At 52.7% G+C, this 16,537-nt stretch carries 12 protein-coding genes; 6 read left to right on the forward strand and 6 right to left on the reverse strand.

What is annotated here, in order from left to right; genetic code table 11:
- Positions 1-7: 7 nt before the first annotated feature.
- The 4 genes from ACFSSA_RS07475 (at position 8) to ACFSSA_RS07490 (ending at position 3,561) form a co-directional block, all read left to right on the forward strand.
- Positions 8-1,069, forward strand: coding sequence for an alkene reductase (locus ACFSSA_RS07475; RefSeq protein WP_386819799.1), 1,062 nt, complete (start codon positions 8-10; stop codon positions 1,067-1,069).
- A 6-nt stretch (positions 1,070-1,075) separates the two neighbouring features.
- Entirely contained in the window at positions 1,076-1,633 is a 558-nt protein-coding gene (locus tag ACFSSA_RS07480; protein WP_386819801.1) for an NADPH-dependent FMN reductase, read from the forward strand.
- Positions 1,634-1,786: 153 nt separating this feature from the next.
- Entirely contained in the window at positions 1,787-2,824 is a 1,038-nt protein-coding gene (locus ACFSSA_RS07485) for a sensor histidine kinase (protein WP_386819803.1), read from the forward strand.
- Positions 2,825-2,832: 8 nt separating this feature from the next.
- Positions 2,833-3,561: a LytR/AlgR family response regulator transcription factor gene (locus tag ACFSSA_RS07490; protein ID WP_386819805.1), complete on the forward strand. Its 729-nt coding sequence runs from the start codon at positions 2,833-2,835 to the stop codon at positions 3,559-3,561.
- A gap of 491 nt (positions 3,562-4,052) precedes the next feature.
- On the opposite strand, the gene ACFSSA_RS07495 is transcribed toward ACFSSA_RS07490, so the two are convergent.
- The 6 genes from ACFSSA_RS07495 to ACFSSA_RS07520 form a co-directional block, all read right to left on the reverse strand.
- On the reverse strand, positions 4,053-6,011 hold the full coding sequence (locus tag ACFSSA_RS07495) for a heavy metal translocating P-type ATPase (protein WP_386819807.1): 1,959 nt from the start codon (positions 6,009-6,011) through the stop codon (positions 4,053-4,055).
- A gap of 100 nt (positions 6,012-6,111) precedes the next feature.
- Positions 6,112-6,627: a hypothetical protein gene (locus ACFSSA_RS07500; RefSeq protein ID WP_386819808.1), complete on the reverse strand. Its 516-nt coding sequence runs from the start codon at positions 6,625-6,627 to the stop codon at positions 6,112-6,114.
- Positions 6,628-6,657: 30 nt separating this feature from the next.
- Complete coding sequence (locus ACFSSA_RS07505) at positions 6,658-9,822, reverse strand: efflux RND transporter permease subunit (protein ID WP_386819809.1); 3,165 nt, start codon at positions 9,820-9,822, stop codon at positions 6,658-6,660.
- Between the two features lie 39 nt (positions 9,823-9,861).
- Positions 9,862-11,037: an efflux RND transporter periplasmic adaptor subunit gene (locus ACFSSA_RS07510; RefSeq protein ID WP_386819810.1), complete on the reverse strand. Its 1,176-nt coding sequence runs from the start codon at positions 11,035-11,037 to the stop codon at positions 9,862-9,864.
- Positions 11,038-11,052: 15 nt separating this feature from the next.
- Positions 11,053-12,270, reverse strand: coding sequence for a TolC family protein (locus tag ACFSSA_RS07515; protein ID WP_386819811.1), 1,218 nt, complete (start codon positions 12,268-12,270; stop codon positions 11,053-11,055).
- A 203-nt stretch (positions 12,271-12,473) separates the two neighbouring features.
- Positions 12,474-12,809, reverse strand: coding sequence for a hypothetical protein (locus ACFSSA_RS07520; protein WP_386819812.1), 336 nt, complete (start codon positions 12,807-12,809; stop codon positions 12,474-12,476).
- Positions 12,810-13,161: 352 nt separating this feature from the next.
- On the opposite strand from ACFSSA_RS07520, the gene ACFSSA_RS07525 reads away from it, so the two are divergent.
- Together ACFSSA_RS07525 and ACFSSA_RS07530 are read left to right on the forward strand one after the other, a co-directional pair.
- Positions 13,162-15,048 carry a DUF1592 domain-containing protein gene (locus ACFSSA_RS07525; RefSeq protein WP_386819813.1) on the forward strand — a complete coding sequence of 629 codons (1,887 nt, stop codon included), beginning with the start codon at positions 13,162-13,164 and terminating at the stop codon, positions 15,046-15,048.
- 59 nt (positions 15,049-15,107) lie between these two features.
- The gene (locus tag ACFSSA_RS07530; protein ID WP_386819814.1) at positions 15,108-16,523 is read left to right on the forward strand and encodes a DUF1552 domain-containing protein; all 1,416 of its coding nucleotides are present in this window, start codon (positions 15,108-15,110) and stop codon (positions 16,521-16,523) included.
- The last annotated feature ends 14 nt before the right edge of the window (positions 16,524-16,537 follow it).

The following is a 16,537-nucleotide window of genomic DNA, read 5'->3' on the forward strand; positions in this document are numbered from 1 at the left end:
ACAAATCATGAATGATCCATTATTCCAGCCCCTGAAAGCAGGCGCGTTAACGCTACCAAACCGTATTGTCATGGCCCCATTGACACGTTGCCGCTCCTCCGAGGGACGTGTGCCAAATGAACTGATGGCCACCTATTACTCGCAGCGGGTGGACTTCGGCATGATTCTGACCGAAGCGACTTCAATTGATCCGATGGGCGTCGGCTACCCGAATACTCCGGGTATTTGGTCCGATGAACAAGTTGCCGGCTGGAAAAAGATCACGGAGCGGATTCATGCGGAAGGCGGGCAGATTTTGCTCCAGCTCTGGCATGTCGGCCGCATCTCGGATCCCATTTATCTGGATGGGAAGACACCGCTTGCACCGAGTGCGGTAAAACCAGACGGCCATGTCAGTCTGGTGCGTCCCATGAAGAATTTTGTGGAGCCACGGGCGCTAACCACGGAGGAAGTCAGAGAAATCGTCCAGCAGTATAAGCGGGGGGCGGAAAACGCGAAGAAGGCCGGCTTCGATGGAGTGGAAATTCACGGGGCGAATGGTTACCTGATTGATCAGTTCCTGCAGGACTCTACCAACAAGCGAACTGATGAATACGGCGGGTCTGTGGAAAACCGAATGAGATTTATGATGGAAGTCGTAGATGTGGTCACGGATGTCTGGGGGGCGGATAGAGTAGGAATGCACCTCGCGCCACGCGGTGATGCCCACGATATGGGAGATTCCGATCTTCCGGGGCTTTTCCAAAAAGTGGCCGCGGAGCTGGGAAAACGCGGGCTGGCATTCATTTGTGCGCGGGAAAACTTCGATGAGCCACCACTTGGCCCGTCGATGAAGGAAGCCTTCGGTGGCGTATATATCGCCAATGAGAATTTTACCGCGGAGAAGGCGCGTGAGGTGATTTCTGCGGGTAAGGCGGATGCAGTGGCCTTCGGCAAGCTGGCGATTGCCAATCCGGATCTCGTCGAGCGTTTCCGCACTGGAGCGGCACTGAACGAGCCGAATCCCGATACCTTTTATGCCGAGGGCGAAGAAGGATATACAGATTATCCATTTATGGGTAATCTATAGCCATCTATGAAAAGAATCCTGGCGTTCAGCGGCAGTCTACGGGCTGGTTCCTACAATCAGAAGCTGGTGAAAATCGCTGCGGAAGGGGCGAAAGAGGCCGGAGCGGAAGTGACCGTCATCTCCCTTGCTGACTTTCCGCTGCCGGTTTTCAACCAGGACTTTGAGGATGCCGAGGGCAAACCCGAAGCGGCTGTAAGGCTCAAAGAGCTTTTTCGAGAACATGATGCACTGCTGATTGCATCTCCCGAATACAACAGCATGATTACGGCGGCCTTGAAGAATGCGATTGACTGGGTATCGCGCGCGGATGCGGAGGATGAGCTTCCGCTTTCCGCAATTTCGGGGAAAACAGCGGCGATTCTTTCCGCCTCGCCGGGCGGTTATGGCGGATCCCGTAGTTTGGGATTTCTCCGGCCATTCTTGAAGAATATGCGGGTCGACGTGCTCGAAGAGGAGTTTAGTCTGGCGAAGGCCCACGAAGCCTTCGACGAGAAAGAGAACCTGATCGATGTGGAAGTTCTTGCGAAAGTAAAGTCCCTGGGGCGGGCACTGGCTCTAGCGTAAATTTTCCCGTATGGGGAGCGGGTTACTCCGCGATCTTACAGCTGAAAAATATTTTCCTTATCAAGGCTCGACCGTAGGGAGAAATTGTAGCTATTTTTTGGCACTAATTTGCTGCATAAATTCCCCATACTCAGAGAGTCCTGTAAATTGCCGATGTTCTGGCGAATCCAGCTCATCGGCTGGCTTTCATTTATTATTTTGAGCTTTCCGCTCAAGTTGATTTTCTACGATTCGCTTCAGTTCGCATTGATTGTCACATTGGTGCGGGAACCGGTTGGGATCTTGATCACCGCCAGTTTCAGAAAGCTTTACCAACGAAGAGAGCTGGACTTGAGCAAACCTTTCCGGCTGATCTGCCTGATCCTGGGGGTTTCAATCTCGGGGGCTTCGATTGATATTATCCTTGAGCGTAGCATTGCCGCGTGGAGCGGTAGGAGCTTTGCGTTGGACCCGATCTTTGGTCTCTTTTGGTTCCGCAGCCTGCTTTATACGATGTGGAGTCTCCTCTACATCGGCTTGAAAAATCAATTGGCTATCCACAATCAGCAGGCCGCTCTTTCAGCTGCGGAGACCGCGGCACGGGATGCTGAAATCCTGATGCTGAGGGCTCAGGCATCGCCGCATTTCCTGTTCAATGCATTCAATACCATCCTCGCCGAGCTGGACGGGAAGAATGCCGAGCTCATGCCGGTGGTGCGGGGGCTCTCGGATTATTTCCGATACTCATTGACCAGCCGCAGCCAGGTCTTTGTCCGGTTGAAAGACGAATTTGAAGCGATCAAAGCCTACCTGGTGGTCGAGAAAGCACGTTTTCAGGAGAATTTGATGATTTCATGCCATATGGACGAGGAGCTTGGGGATATCCGCGTGCCGGGGATTTTCTTGCAGCCGCTCATTGAGAACGCATTGAAATACGGTCACCGGACTTCCGAGAGTCCTTTGAAAATCAATATAGAAATTCGTGCTTTGGAAGAGGGATACGCAGATGTCCGGGTAAGTAATTCCGGAAGCTGGGTTGAGCCTGATAGTGGGACGGAGTTACAGAAAGCCGAGGGCAATGGATTGGAAATCCTTCGTAGGCGATTGGAGCTTCTATATCCCGGAAAGCATCACTTCAGGGCACCGCTCATGCTGGCTGAGAACGAAGTCACGGTTAGTATCATCATCCCAACACAAGCCCCATCATCATAGATATTCATATGACCTCCGAAATACGTGCAATCATTGTCGATGACGAACCACCGGCGAGAAAGTTGTTAAAGTCGCTCCTTGCAGAGTTCCCAAGGATCAAGATTGTGGGCGAGGCGGGAGACGTCGCCAGTGCCGTCACATTATATGAGAAGGAGATTCCCGAGCTGATATTTTTGGACATCCAGTTACCTCGCTCGGATGGCTTTTCCCTGCTGCCAAAACTCGTGGGAAACCCGGAGATAATTTTTATCACCGCCTTTGACACCCACGCGGTCCGCGCTTTCGAGGTAAATGCGTTGGATTATCTTTTGAAACCGATCAATCCCGAGCGTCTCGCAAAAACGATCGAGCGTGTGACACAGAAGAAGCGCTCCGGTGAGATGGAATTGAGCGAGACAGACAAGGTGGCGCTGCGCGGAGATTCGAAAATGCAGATCGTGCCGGTGACGGCTATCACCCACATCGAGGCAGAAGATAATTACAGCCGGGTGCATTTGGAAAATGATCAGCTTGAGATGGTTAGGCGCACGCTATCCGTCTGGGAAAACATCCTGCCGGGAAGTCTTTTTACCCGCTTGGATCGGTCTCTGATTATTCAAATCAACGCTGTTCAAGACGTATTTTCAGAGTCGCGCGACCAGACATGGATCACGCTAGCCGGTGCTTCCCAGCGCATAAGTCTGGGCAGAAAAGCCTCCGTGCGATTACGTAAGGCTATGAAGGAACGCTTAGCATGAGCGGGTTATCTACAATGATAGCTATAATAAACTGTCTGCTTTTGGCATGATCGCCACTTTATTAGTCTATCCTGCCACATTCTTCGTGCATGTGTTTAGGATATGTGAACTATCACGTTTATGAGCTACAGCGCAATGAAAGCTTGTTCATGGCAGAACCTGTTAGTAGCTCATCATCTGGGCAATTTCCCCCCAGCAATGCACGGATGTTCCCCCAAAGAATATAACCCTGCCACATCGCATCTTTCGACGATATGGCAGGGTTGATTCGTTTAAAGGCCGGAAAATAGGTTGCCTGGTAACGGGTCAGCTTCTGGCGTTTGCTATGGATATTTGCTTATTCCAAACGCTTGAGAGACGCGCATTGGTTTGGATCGATGGTAACCTTTTCGGTCATATACTCGCTTTCCGGAGGTATTAGGGAGCAATCATACAAACGGCTTAACCGCCGGATTAAAAACGGATTTGGACCGTGAAGGTTGTTGGAGTGCTCATCCACCGCTTGGGGACTTTTGGTCGATGAGTAAGCGCAATGAATTGAGAATAACGAGAAGAGTGGCTCCCGTATCGGCTAGAATCGCCATCCATAATCCGGCAAATCCAGTAAATGCGAGCAGCAGGAAAAGCGCCTTTATGATGAGGGCGAATGCGATATTGAAGCGGATGATGGCCAGAGTGCGTTTTCCGACCAGGACTGCCTCCGCGACTTTTCCCAAGTCGTCCTGCATTAGCGCGATATCCGCGGTTTCAATGGCCGTGTCACTACCGATGGCTCCCATCGCGAAACCGACATTTGCGGTTGCGAGCGCAGGCGCGTCGTTCACTCCATCGCCAATCATTCCGACATGCCCGTAGTCGTCGATCAGTCTGCGAACATGGGCGACTTTGTCCTCGGGCATGAGATCTCCGTGTGCTTCATCGATCCCCGCTTCGCTAGCGATCCGGGAGACTGTCCGTTGATTGTCACCGCTCAACATGGCGATCTTCTCAATGCCTGCCGCGTGGAGGCGTTTCAGGGCATCAGAGGCATCAGGACGTAGAGTGTCAGCCACTGAGATGACTCCGAGAATTTTTCCCACGCAGTTTTGGTGGGGAGCGTGTCCGAGGATGGCAAGCGAGTATCCTTTCGATTCCGGCTCGGAAAGCTGCTTTTCGATTTCGGGAGAGCAGATTCCATAGTCATGCGCCATCTTGTGGTTTCCGATGAAAAACAGGTGACCATCGATCATTGCTTTCGCGCCTTGCCCCGCGACGGCTTGGAAATCTGTGGCAGTGAGCTCAAGTTCCCCGGCGGCACGGTTGATGGCCATCGCGATCGGGTGGTTTGAGTGGGTATTGATTGCAGCGGCATGACGGAGAATTTCCTCCGCAGAAAAATCGGAAAACGGGATTGTTTCGATGAGCTTTGGAGCGCCTTGCGTGATCGTGCCGGTCTTGTCGACCGCGATCGCCCGCAGCTTCCCGACGGCTTCCAGATAGACCCCGCCTTTTACCAATACGCCTCGTCGGGCCAATGAGGTGATTCCCGAAACGATACTCACCGGAGTGGCAATGACCAGCGCACAGGGGCAGGCAATAACGAGTAGAACAAGGGACCGGTAAATCCATGTGCCTGAGTCCAGGCCATCGAACATCAAGGGAGCCAGAGCGATGGCAATGGCAGTTAGAAATACAGCGGGTGTATAAATTTTGGCAAACTTATCAACGAAGCGTTGTGCGGGCGGTTTCAGATTTTCTGCCTCTCCGACAAGTTCGATAATTTTGGAAAGCTTCGAGTCCCGTGCCAGTTCGATCACACGTGCTCGCAGGGAGCCCCCGCCATTGATCGTGCCCGCATACAAGGATGCACCGGGTGATTTTTCCACGGGGACAGATTCCCCTGTGATCGGTGCCTGGTCCACCGTGGAAGTTCCGGAAATCACCACCGCGTCCAGAGGGATCCGACTACCGCTTTTGATAAGAATTTCATCTCCTATGCGGATGTCTTCCACAGCGGACTCTCTCTTTGCACCGGATTCTTCCACTAGTATCGCCGTAGGCGGAGTGAGGTCCAACAGGGTCTTCACGGCTTTGCGGGCCCTTTGTCCTGCCCATGATTCAAGCAGTTCGGAAAGTGAAAATAGAAAGACCACGGCAGCGGCTTCCGCGCCCTCATCGATCATCCATGCGCCGGTTACCGCGACGGCCATTAGCACATTGATATCGAGTTTGAACTTGAGCAACGCTTTCCAGGCAACGGGGAATACAAGCAGGCCGCCAGCTATCGTCGCCAAGCCGAAAAAGCTTTTCGCAACCCATTCCGGGCTTATTCCGATCCATTGCAGAAGCAGACCCAGACCCGTGAGAATGCCGGAGGCAATGACGAGTGGCAACTGGGGTATTTTCGAATCGGAATGGTTGTGTTCACAACCGCAGGCTGACTTGGTAACTTCGCAGGTTTGCTGATGCATGGGAATTGGTGCGTTCGATTTTGAAAAGACTCAACGAGTGAAACCTCTCTCCTGGCAGCGAAGCCAAAAGAGAGGTTCACAGGGGCGAAAATTATTTCAATCAATTATGATCGTGACCTTCATGATCGTCTTCGCCATGCGGACAGGTGCAGGCATATTCCTGATGCTGACATGTCGGACATTGGGCGAGATTTATATTGAACTTTTCGGTCACCGTTTTTGCCTCCGGAGAGAGCTTGATCATGAGCACGATAGGGATATCGTTGCCCTCTGGGAGGGCCTTGTCGGAAATGAAAAAATCGTCACTTTTTTCAAAGGTCATCCGGGTTGGCGAAGAGCGATCGCCACCGATCGCGGTGATGCTTTGTGCACCCGCCGGGATTGCTTTTCCATCCTCTCCAAGAAAGGTGATTTGGATTTTCCGTTCAGCTGTCACGAGGAATTCTGCATGCGGTTCCACAGAGTGAATGATACGTCCCCCGTTCGGCCCTGCGGTGTTTTCGTGATCCGCATGCTGGGCATGATCGTGCCCGGCGGGGGAACTCTCCTCCGCGTTCACAACGGGAAGAAACGCGATGGCAATGGCGGCTAGTGCGATACTGTTTTTTGTTTTCATATATTTTTGTATTTTGGTTTTTAGGTAAGATCAGAAGGAGGCTGCGGATTCCAGGCGTATGGATTTTGCCGCGGCTTTGCGGCCGATGAGCCAGAACATTGCTGGTGTGACGGCCATGTCCAGAAAGGTGGATGAGATCAATCCGCCGACGATCACAACGGCGACAGGGTGAAGGATCTCTTTGCCCGGTTGCTCTGCAGCCAATACGAGCGGAATTAGTCCGATTCCCGCGGAGAGTGCGGTCATCATGACGGGAACGAGTCGTTCCTGGGTGCCACGGACAACCATCTGTTTGGTGAAGCCTTCACCCTCGTGTTTCATCAAGTGCAGGTAATGGGAAACCATCATGATCCCGTTCCGCGCGGCAACCCCGCCGACCGCTATGAATCCGACCAATGTGGCGATACTGATGTTATTGACTTTGAGATATGTGAAGGCCAGTCCCCCCATCAGGGCGAGCGGGATATTTACCAAGACCTGAAGCGCAAGGGATGCGCTTTTGAAATAGCGGTAGAGCATCATGAAGACCGCAATAAAAACAACGGAGGAAAATACGATGATACGAGTAGTTGCTTCCTTCTGGGCCTGGAATTCACCCTCGTATGTAATGAAGTATCCCTCCGGGAGCTTTACTTTTTGTGCGACTTCCTCCTGCAATCTAATGGCAAGATTCGAGACATCCCTGACGCTCGGCTTGATGCCTATTGCGAAGCGGCGCTGGGCGTTTTCCCTGAAAATCACGTTGGGGCCTTTTGCTTCCCGGACATCTGCGATTTGTGAGAGCGGCACCCATTGCTTCTCTGAAACCTGGATCGGAATCTGGGAAATTTTTTCCGGGGAATCCCTCCACGAGACAGGTAGGCGGGTGACTAGATTTACCGTGCGCTGGCCATCGAAAAGCTGGGCCACCTCTCTACCTGCCAGCATTGCGGAAAGCTCACGATTGATCTCTCCGGGAGAGATTCCGTAAGCCAAGGCCCGATCACGCTGAGGCTCGATCCGCAGCTGCGGAATGGACGAAGCCTGGTCGAGCTTGGCGTCTTCGAACCCGGGGATCGTCTTTGCGACCTTCTGGACCTCAATCCCGATCTCACGGATTTTTTCGAGATCCGGGCCAAAGATTTTCACGGCCACAGGTGCAGAGACTCCGCTAAGCATGTGACCGATGCGATCTGCCAGCGGGCCACTGACGACCGCGAAAACTCCCGGGACGGTTTTCACCTTCATCGCTATTTCATCGAGGATTTCTTTGCGGGTTCTCTGGCTTTTCCCTCCTTCGGGTTCGCGGAAATCCACATCAAATTCCGCAGTGGACACTGGCACCACATGATCCCCGCGTTCGGCCCGGCCGAGGCGGCGGCCCACCTTTCGAACTTCCGGGATTGATAAAATCTGTTGCTCGATAACATCGGAGATACGGTTCATTTCCTCGAGCGAGGTCCCCGGGGCGGATGTCGCTGCCACGAGTGCTGTCTCTTCCTCGAACTTGGGCAGGAAGTCCTTATTCATCAATGGATAGAGCGAAAACGAAGCGACCAGAAGAGCGAAGGCAATGATCAGAACCATCAGCGGTTGGGCCAGTGCCGCCCGTAACAATGTCTTTTCCAGAAGCCATTTCAGCCCGAGGACCAGGCGTCCGTCCTTGTGATTTTTTTTCTCTTTTGGATTCAGTAGAAAGGAACAAAGAACCGGGATCATCGTAAGGGAAACGACGAATGAGGCGATCATGGATATGATGGTGGCGATGGCGATAGGCGCGAAAAGTTTTCCCTCCACACCGGAGAGTCCGAGCAGTGGTAGAAACACAAGAATGATCAAGACCGTGGCATAGAAAATGGAGTTCCTGACTTCCCCGGAAGCTTTCGCGATGACTTCAAGTTTAGGCAGGGGATGGGCCTTGGATGTGTTTTCCCGAAGCCTGCGGAAGACGTTTTCCACATCCACAATGGCATCGTCCACCACCATCCCGATAGCAACTGCCAGTCCGCCGAGCGTCATTGAGTTCACGCTGACATCGAAGATCTGGAAGACGAGCATTGTGATGCCGAAGGACATGGGCATCGCCATCAGCGTGATGAAAGTGGTGCGGAAGTTCAGCAGAAATAGGAAGAGAACGATGGTTACCATGATGGCACCGTCGCGGATCGCTTCGGTAAGGTTGCCGATTGCGTGATCGATAAAGTCTTTCTGCTGAAAAAGCGTGGTGGTTTCCACCCCGGCTGGCAGCGCCGTGGAGAGCCCGTCGAGAGTGTCTTCGATCTCTTTTGTCAGCTGGCGGGTATCGACTCCCGGCGCCTTGGTGATGGACATGATGATGCCATAGGTGGGGGATTTTTCAGGCGATTGGCTGACGGTGGCATCCCCGCGCATGGGCTCGATTCCCCATACGACATTGGCGATATCGCCTATGGAGATCGGGCGGTCGTTGATCTTCTTCACGGCAGTTTTTGCGATATCCTCCAGCTGGACGGTCATTGCCAGATTGCGCACCATGATCTCAGTCGGCCCCGTATTAAGAAAGCCGCCTGTGGTGCGGGTTGCGGCATTTTCGGCGGCGATCTCCAGCTCCTCGAAGCTTACCTTGTTGGCATACATGCGGTTTGGATCCGGCTGGATTTCTATCTGACGCACGCCACCACCCATGTTCAGGATCTCGGCGATGCCGGAAATGCTCTGCAGGCGGCGTTTGATTGTCCAATCCGCCAAGGTTCGCACTTCGCTGGGAGGCATGTAACCGGGCTCACCCTCGGGGATGGTGGATCTCACTCCGACAAGCAGAATTTCACCCATAAGTGAAGCGACAGGTGTCATGAAGGGTTCCACACCATCTGGGAGCTGCTCACGTGCGGATTGCAGACGTTCCTGGACCAGCACGCGGGCTTTGTAGATATCGGTTCCCCAATCAAACTCCGCATAAATGAGTGAGAGTGAGACATCGGAATTCGACCGCAAGCGCGTCAGCCCGGCCACACCCATGAGGGCGCTTTCGACAGGAACGGTAATCTGCGTTTCAACTTCTTCCGGGGAAAGCCCCTGAGCCTCTACGAGAATGGTCACGGTGGGCTTGGTGAGATCCGGTAAAACTTCTACGGGGAGCTCCGTAGCAGTGCGGATGCCCATCACCATTACAAGAATGGAGATAGCTATGATGATCGCTCGGTTGGCGAGCGACCATGAGATCATTTTATTGAGCATAATGTCGGTTGGAAAGAGTGATGATGGATGAATCCTGGTTCAGCCCTCCGTTACGGCTCGTCTGCCGAATAGTGATGCGACAAGAAGGAGTCCGAGCAATATGGTGGAATATTTCCACAGCGGGCTTATGGATCCGTTGTGGGCATTGCTCGGTTCTTCCCCGTGACTGTGTCCGGAGTGTTCTTTTTTCATCGCCGCTTTTTTTTCCGGCGTTAGCTCGGACCCGTCTTCCGCATGTTCGTGGCCGTGTGCCGCGTCCAGGGCCTCCTTGAGTGAAATGCTGCTGGCACCTGCAAATGACAGCGAGTAGGCGCCACGGGTTACGACATCATCCGCCGGGAACAGGCCGGAAACGATTTCCGCATACCGGTCATTCATTTCTCCGACGATAACCGGTGTCTTGATGAAAGCATTGGGTAGGTCGAAATCCTTTACGTAGACAAATCGATTGGCTGCCTCTCCCTGAAGGGCCGATCGTGGGACGCTGAGGATGTTGGATCGTTTGCTAAGCACGATGGAAAATTCCGCGCGCATTTCCGAGCGTAGGCGTTTGCTTGGATTTGGAAGGAGGAAGATGGCATCGATCGTGCCGCTCTCTTCGTCGGCGGATGTGCCGAAGCGGATGAGTTCTCCGTCAAAATTTTCATCTGGAAGTGCGATGATGCGGATATGGGCTTTGGTGCCGGGTTTCAATTTTCCGGCGAGATGCTCAGGAACTTTTGCCACGGCATACATTTCCTCCAAATTGGTGATTTCCATGATCGCGGTGTCTGGATTGATCGGATCCCCAAGACGCGTCGGCCGCTCTGTGACGAGCCCCGAAATGGGCGCCTCCAAGGAAATGACCGGAGGGGGATCTCCCGGTTGGCGGGATTCGATTCTGGCAACGTCCCGCCCTTTCTCCACGAAGTCTCCGGGGCTTGCCATCAGCTCGACAATGCGTCCGGAAATTCGGCTGCTTACCGCGGCGATATTTCCGGGAACTGCCTCGATGTGGCCGAGGGAGAAGAAGGTTTCCTCGAAATCTGTCTCCTCGACCATGATCGTTTCAATGCGGAGGTTTCTCACTCCGGTTTCATCCAGGACGATCGTATTTGCTCCCGCGGCATTCGCGGTGTTCAACAATAGCGAGATGCTCGCCAAGAGAGAGCAAGAGGTTCTGAACAGCGAGCTAGCGCGAGAAGGTGACTTCGAAATTTGTAATGTGAATTTCATTTGTGGGAGAGAGATTTAGGGTTTGCCAAGAGCGGTTTGATAACGGATGCGGGCGAGCTGAAACTCACGCGTCGCATCCAATCGGGAGGCGAGTAATTCGAGAATTTGCTCCCGGGAGGCTAGGACGGATTGGAGATCGCCCTGACCTTGCCTGTAGGCTTCTTCCAGGAGGCTGGTTTGTTCCTCGGCCATCGGGAGGAGCTGATCATCGAGCTCGTCTATGAGTGTCTGCCATTGTTTCATCATGGCGAGCTGGCTTTGGGCTTCGTGGTGGATATCTCGCAGAAGCGCATTGAGTTCCTGGGCTTTCCTGTCTCTGCGGGCGGTCGCTGCATCAATGTTTCCCTGGTTATCATTCCAGAAGGGAAGGGGAATGCTGAGTTTGAAACCGATGATACCTTCGTTTTCCAGTCCATCGGGGGCATCCTCGGTCCGTTCGCCTGCCGCGAAGATTGTGGCTTCCAGATCGTCGCGGCGTTTCGCCTGCTCCAAAGCAATTTCGTTTCCAGCTGCTATGAGCCCGTGCCGGGCGGCAGCAAGGTCGGGGCGTTTCTGCACGGCATTTGCGGGTAAGGCAATGGGCGGCGGGCTTCCCGAGAGCTTGATTTTGGCGGTGGCATCGATTCCTACCAGAGGCCGAAGGATGCCAAGAACCGCTATCTCCTCGGCCTCCAACCGCCTCTCCTCCGTAGTCAACCGCAATGCCGCGAGACGGGCCTGGGCTGCATCGAGTGTGGAGATTTCACCCCGCTCCGATGCGTCCGATATAAATGAAGCCAGCTCCGATGCGAGGGATCTCTGCTTTTCCAGAAGCTTCATACGCTCGCGGATTGAAAGGGCTTTGATGAATTCCTCCCGTGCTTGGGCGATGAGCAGACGCTCGACGTTACGAACCTCCGCTTCTGCTGCATCAACTTCGGCGAGACTTATTTCCTTCTCGAGAGCAAGACGATTGGTGAGCGGGAATTTCTGGGAGATTCCGATTTCCACTCTGCCTTCCGCTGAGCGAACATTGTGATCGAGTCCGGTTTCCAGGCTGGGATTGGAAAGCCTGCCGGATTGTTTCAGCTTGCCGAGGGCTTCGTTGATCCGGAACCGGGCGGCAGAAAGTGTGGGATTGCTGTGTCGGATACGTCCGGGAATGCTTTCAAAGGAAAGGATTTCTACGGGCTCCGCCTGCAATAACCCGGATGCCGAGAGGCATATAAGGGTCGTAAAAATGGATAATTTCATAAATTGATTTTGATCTGGGTGGCACGCATCCAGCAGATGCGGATCTGGCGTGCCGGAAATGGTCGTTGAAAATTTTCCCGACGGAGGAACGCGATTCACTTCCGGGAAGGGAGAACGAGGGCGGCTGCTATCTCAAACAAAGGTTGAGCCGGAGCGCACAAGAGCTGGACACGAAAGCGTGTCTAGACCGGGGAACAGAAAAATCAGATTAAAGGGGGTTTGTCCAAAGAGTAGACGGGCCCATCGGGAATCATTGAATGATCCATGGAATGCTCCACATAGATCGTTTGGAAAACGACCTGGATAGTGGGATTTCCTTTCGGAAAATCAGCACTTGGAGCGTGACAGCACTCGTGATGATGAGGCGTGGGATGTGATTTTCCTTCATCGCCATCATCGTTGTGGGAATGTTTGCCAGCTTCCGAAGCGTGAGCCATCGCACACTCATCGTGGCTGCTGTGAATATATTTATGCGCCATGCCTGCGGAAAACCCTGCGAAAACGCAAAGTGTCAGTAGGATTTTGACGAAAATGTTCACGGGGAAAATTACTAGTTCCGAAGTGAATACTTGCAAGGGATAATTTTACAAAACCCTGGGTTTCCAGAAGAGGCTCCAGCAGTTCAGCTCTTCTCCGTTACCGGCTGGAAGTTGATATAGAATCCAGGCGTGCCCGGCGTGCGGGTAGAGTATTTCCCAAGAAAATCTTTTTATAATCCTCTGGTTGTGGGAGTTGGAAAAGCAAGCGGTTTACGATGGAAAATTGACTTGTTTTCTTGTCTAAGGGATTGGGATTTGTCAGCATCGTTAGGTTCGAATCTGTCTGATGTACACAAAACCCCAATTTTTAAACGCAGGCTGCCGGAGTCTGCTGCTTGCATTTTCTGCCATCATGTTAACGGAAGTGGTGTCAGCGGCTGTGACGAAAGATCCTCTTATTGATTCCGAAGCTTTGGCTCAGGCCAAGATGCTGGGGGAGGCCGGAGAGCTTGATTTCAAGGAAGACATCATTCCCATTCTGGAGAATTACTGCACGGAATGCCACAATCCGGATGACGATGAAGGCAGTCTGAACCTGGAAGCATTTCTGGATCCCGCAGAGGCGATCATGTATCCGGAAATCTGGGATCGAGTTGCGAAGAATGTGAAGCTAGACGTGATGCCACCGGTGAAACGCAAGGATAGACCCGAGCTTCACGAGCGTGCGTTGCTCGTCGGCTGGGCGAGACAAATGGATTTGCTTTGGGACAATGGGAAAATGGGCACAAATCCCGGGCGCACGACGCTGCGGCGGCTTAACAAAAACGAATACAATTATACGATACGCGATTTGTTTGGGCTGAAGATCCGTCCTGCAGATAATTTTCCTGAGGAAAGTAGTGGTGAGGCAGGCTTCGATAACGATGCTGACGCGCTTTTTCTTCCGGCGCTTTTGATGGAAAACTATTTTGAAGCTGCGGCAAAAGTGGCGGATGCGATTCTTTCCAGCAACACCTTGCGGCAGACCTACCTGATGAATGCGATCAGCAATGAGGAGGGCGCACGTAAGGTTTTCACTTTTTGGGCTCCGCGTATCTATCGGCGGCATGTGGCTGATGGGGAGATCGATCGCTTGGTCGAAGTTTATAAAAAGTCCAGGGACGGAGGGAAAACCCATCAGAAATCCATGCGGGATCCATTGGTCATGATGCTGGTTTCTCCCAGCTTTCTCTATCGCTCCGAGTTAGCGATAGACGGAGGAGGTAAGGTGGTCGGCCTGAGCGATTTCGAGCTGGCGAACAGACTTTCCTACTTTCTCTGGGCTTCCATGCCGGATCAGGAGCTTTTCAAACTGGCCGATACCGGTAAGCTTTCAGATCCGGAAATCCTAGAGCAACAGGTAATTCGGATGCTCAAGGATGATAAATCGAGAGCACTATCCATGCACTTGGGTGGGCAATGGTTGGGTTGGGAAAAGCTCCGTAGCAGCGCCAATCCGGATGAAGGAAAATTCCCGATGTTTGATTTCCAACTCAGGGTGGATATGTATCGGGAGTCATATATTTTCTTCGATAACCTCCTGCAGGAAAATGGCAGTATATTCAATTTGATTGATGCCGATTACGGATTTCTTAATGAGCGTCTGGCTAAGCATTATGGCATCGACGGAGTGGAAGGCTCGGAATTCCGCAAAGTGAAATTCAATGATCCCAACCGGGGCGGCATTCTCGGAATGGGGAGTGTCCTGGTTGCCACATCCATGCCGATGCGGACCGCTCCATCTGTCCGCGGAGCATTCGTCCTGGATAGTCTTCTGGGAGATCCTCCGCCATCGCCTCCGATGGATGTGGAGCAGCTTCCGCCAAACGATACCGGCTTGCCGGCTGGAACTTTCCGCGAGGCTCTGGACGAGCATCGGGACAATCCCAGTTGCCGTGCCTGCCATGCCCTGATTGATCCGTTGGGCTTTGGCTTGGAAAACTATGACGCGATCGGGCGCTGGAGAACCACTCAAGCCGGCGCACCACTGGATACTTCCGGTAATATGCCGGATGGAGAGGAATTCAACGGACCAGCCGAATTGAAAAAACTTCTGTTGAGAGAGAAGGAGCAATTTACCCGGAATATGGTGGGGAAATTTGTCTCCTATGCGTTGGGACGTGAACTTACCGCCTATGACAGGCCGGTCACCAAACATATTACCGATAAGGTCCTGGCTAATGATGGCAGCATTCAAACGTTGGTCCTCGAAGTGGTGAAAAGCCATCCGTTTCTCAATCGCAGTAATCCTGAAAAATAGAATCCCGGCAAGCATCCATTTTATATAAAATCCTAAAAACCCAAGCTCCACATCATATCATGAGAAGAAAAACATTCAGCTCGACCCGCCGCGGATTTCTACGCGGTGCGGGTGTCACTATGGCATTACCTTTCCTCGAGTCCATTTCCCCGATGGGACGTGCTCTCGCCCAATCTGCGAAAACCGGAGCTTTGGGTAAAAATGGCGAGCCGATCCGTTTCGCCGCTGTTTTCATGGCCAATGGGGTGAACTTGGATGAATGGACTCCAAAAGGCTCCAAACTGGAAGAACTTCCGCGTATTCTCAAGCCTCTTGATCCGTTGAAGGAATATGTCAATGTGATCAGTGGAATTAACAATGGTGGCAATGGCCATAACTCAGGGACTTCAGGCTTTCTCACCGGCACTGATCCTTATCGCACGGCACAGGCGAGTGAAGTGAATGTCTACAACCCGAGTCTCGATCAGATCATTGGCGAGGTCCTGAAGGAATCGTCGGTATTCCCGACTCTCGAGCTAGGGATGGGCACGCCCGCCACCGGGCCGACGATGAATGGCAACACGAATATCTACACAAGTTATATTTCCTGGAAAACTCCGACGACTCCGGTTCCCTATGAAATCAACCCACAGCGAGCTTTCGACCGCCTCTTTAAATCTGCGACACGCACGACGAGCAGCGGCGGAAAATCCGGGAACACCTCGCTCATGCCGGATTCCAGTGTGATTGATGCAGTCCTTGAGGATGCAAAATCGCTTGAGAAAAAACTTGGCCGTGAGGATCGCTCGAAACTCGATGAATATTTCACCGCAGTCCGCGAAGTGGAGGAGCGTATCGCGCAGCAAAATGCAACTGTCGGGTTAAATATCACTGAAGACGTCTTAAAAGATATTCTGCGACTCAAGGGCGATGTCCGCGAGCATATGTCTGATCAGAAGGACGGGCGCTATCAAGTGGAACCGCAGATTCCCCAGCCGGAATACGGTCGCCTGATGATGGATATCATGGCGCTCGCTTTCTGGAGTAACTCGACTCGTTCCGCGACTCTGGCCTTCGGGAACGGTCTGCATGGTGGCGGAAACATGTCCTTTATTGATGGCGTGAACGGCAGCCACCACTCGACGTCCCACCATGGTTACAAGAAGGATAAACTCGAGGAATTCACCCTGATCAACACGTTTTACATGGAGCAATATGCTTACCTTCTCGACAGGCTACGAGGCATGAAAGAAGGCGATTCCAATGTGCTGGAAAACTCGATGATTCTCTTCGGGTCCAATATCAGTGCCGGTCAGCAACACAGTGGCCGCAATATTCCGGTTCTTCTGTCCGGAAACGCGGGTGGCCGTTTGAAATCCGGAAGACACATCGAAAGCGACGGCCAGCCGATCGCAAACCTCCATCGCTCCATTCTCGATATGATGGATGTAAAAGGGGATATTGCGAAAGGTTCCGATAAACTGAGAGGAATCTAGGATGTTATCGGGCA

It is taken from the genome of Luteolibacter algae, assembly GCF_042683045.1.
Taxonomy (GTDB): domain Bacteria; phylum Verrucomicrobiota; class Verrucomicrobiia; order Verrucomicrobiales; family Akkermansiaceae; genus Luteolibacter; species Luteolibacter algae.

Bases quoted from the DNA above. Each gene is read 5' to 3' on its own strand.
- ACFSSA_RS07525 (WP_386819813.1), top strand. From the start codon at position 13,162: ATGTTAACGGAAGTGGTGTCAGCGGCTGTGACGAAAGATCCTCTTATT.
- ACFSSA_RS07505 (WP_386819809.1), bottom strand. From the start codon at position 9,822: ATGCTCAATAAAATGATCTCATGGTCGCTCGCCAACCGAGCGATCATC.
- ACFSSA_RS07530 (WP_386819814.1), top strand. From the start codon at position 15,108: ATGAGAAGAAAAACATTCAGCTCGACCCGCCGCGGATTTCTACGCGGT.
- ACFSSA_RS07485 (WP_386819803.1), top strand. From the start codon at position 1,787: ATGTTCTGGCGAATCCAGCTCATCGGCTGGCTTTCATTTATTATTTTG.
- ACFSSA_RS07490 (WP_386819805.1), top strand. From the start codon at position 2,833: ATGACCTCCGAAATACGTGCAATCATTGTCGATGACGAACCACCGGCG.
- ACFSSA_RS07500 (WP_386819808.1), bottom strand. From the start codon at position 6,627: ATGAAAACAAAAAACAGTATCGCACTAGCCGCCATTGCCATCGCGTTT.
- ACFSSA_RS07475 (WP_386819799.1), top strand. From the start codon at position 8: ATGAATGATCCATTATTCCAGCCCCTGAAAGCAGGCGCGTTAACGCTA.
- ACFSSA_RS07515 (WP_386819811.1), bottom strand. From the start codon at position 12,270: ATGAAATTATCCATTTTTACGACCCTTATATGCCTCTCGGCATCCGGG.
- ACFSSA_RS07480 (WP_386819801.1), top strand. From the start codon at position 1,076: ATGAAAAGAATCCTGGCGTTCAGCGGCAGTCTACGGGCTGGTTCCTAC.
- ACFSSA_RS07495 (WP_386819807.1), bottom strand. From the start codon at position 6,011: ATGCATCAGCAAACCTGCGAAGTTACCAAGTCAGCCTGCGGTTGTGAA.
- ACFSSA_RS07510 (WP_386819810.1), bottom strand. From the start codon at position 11,037: ATGAAATTCACATTACAAATTTCGAAGTCACCTTCTCGCGCTAGCTCG.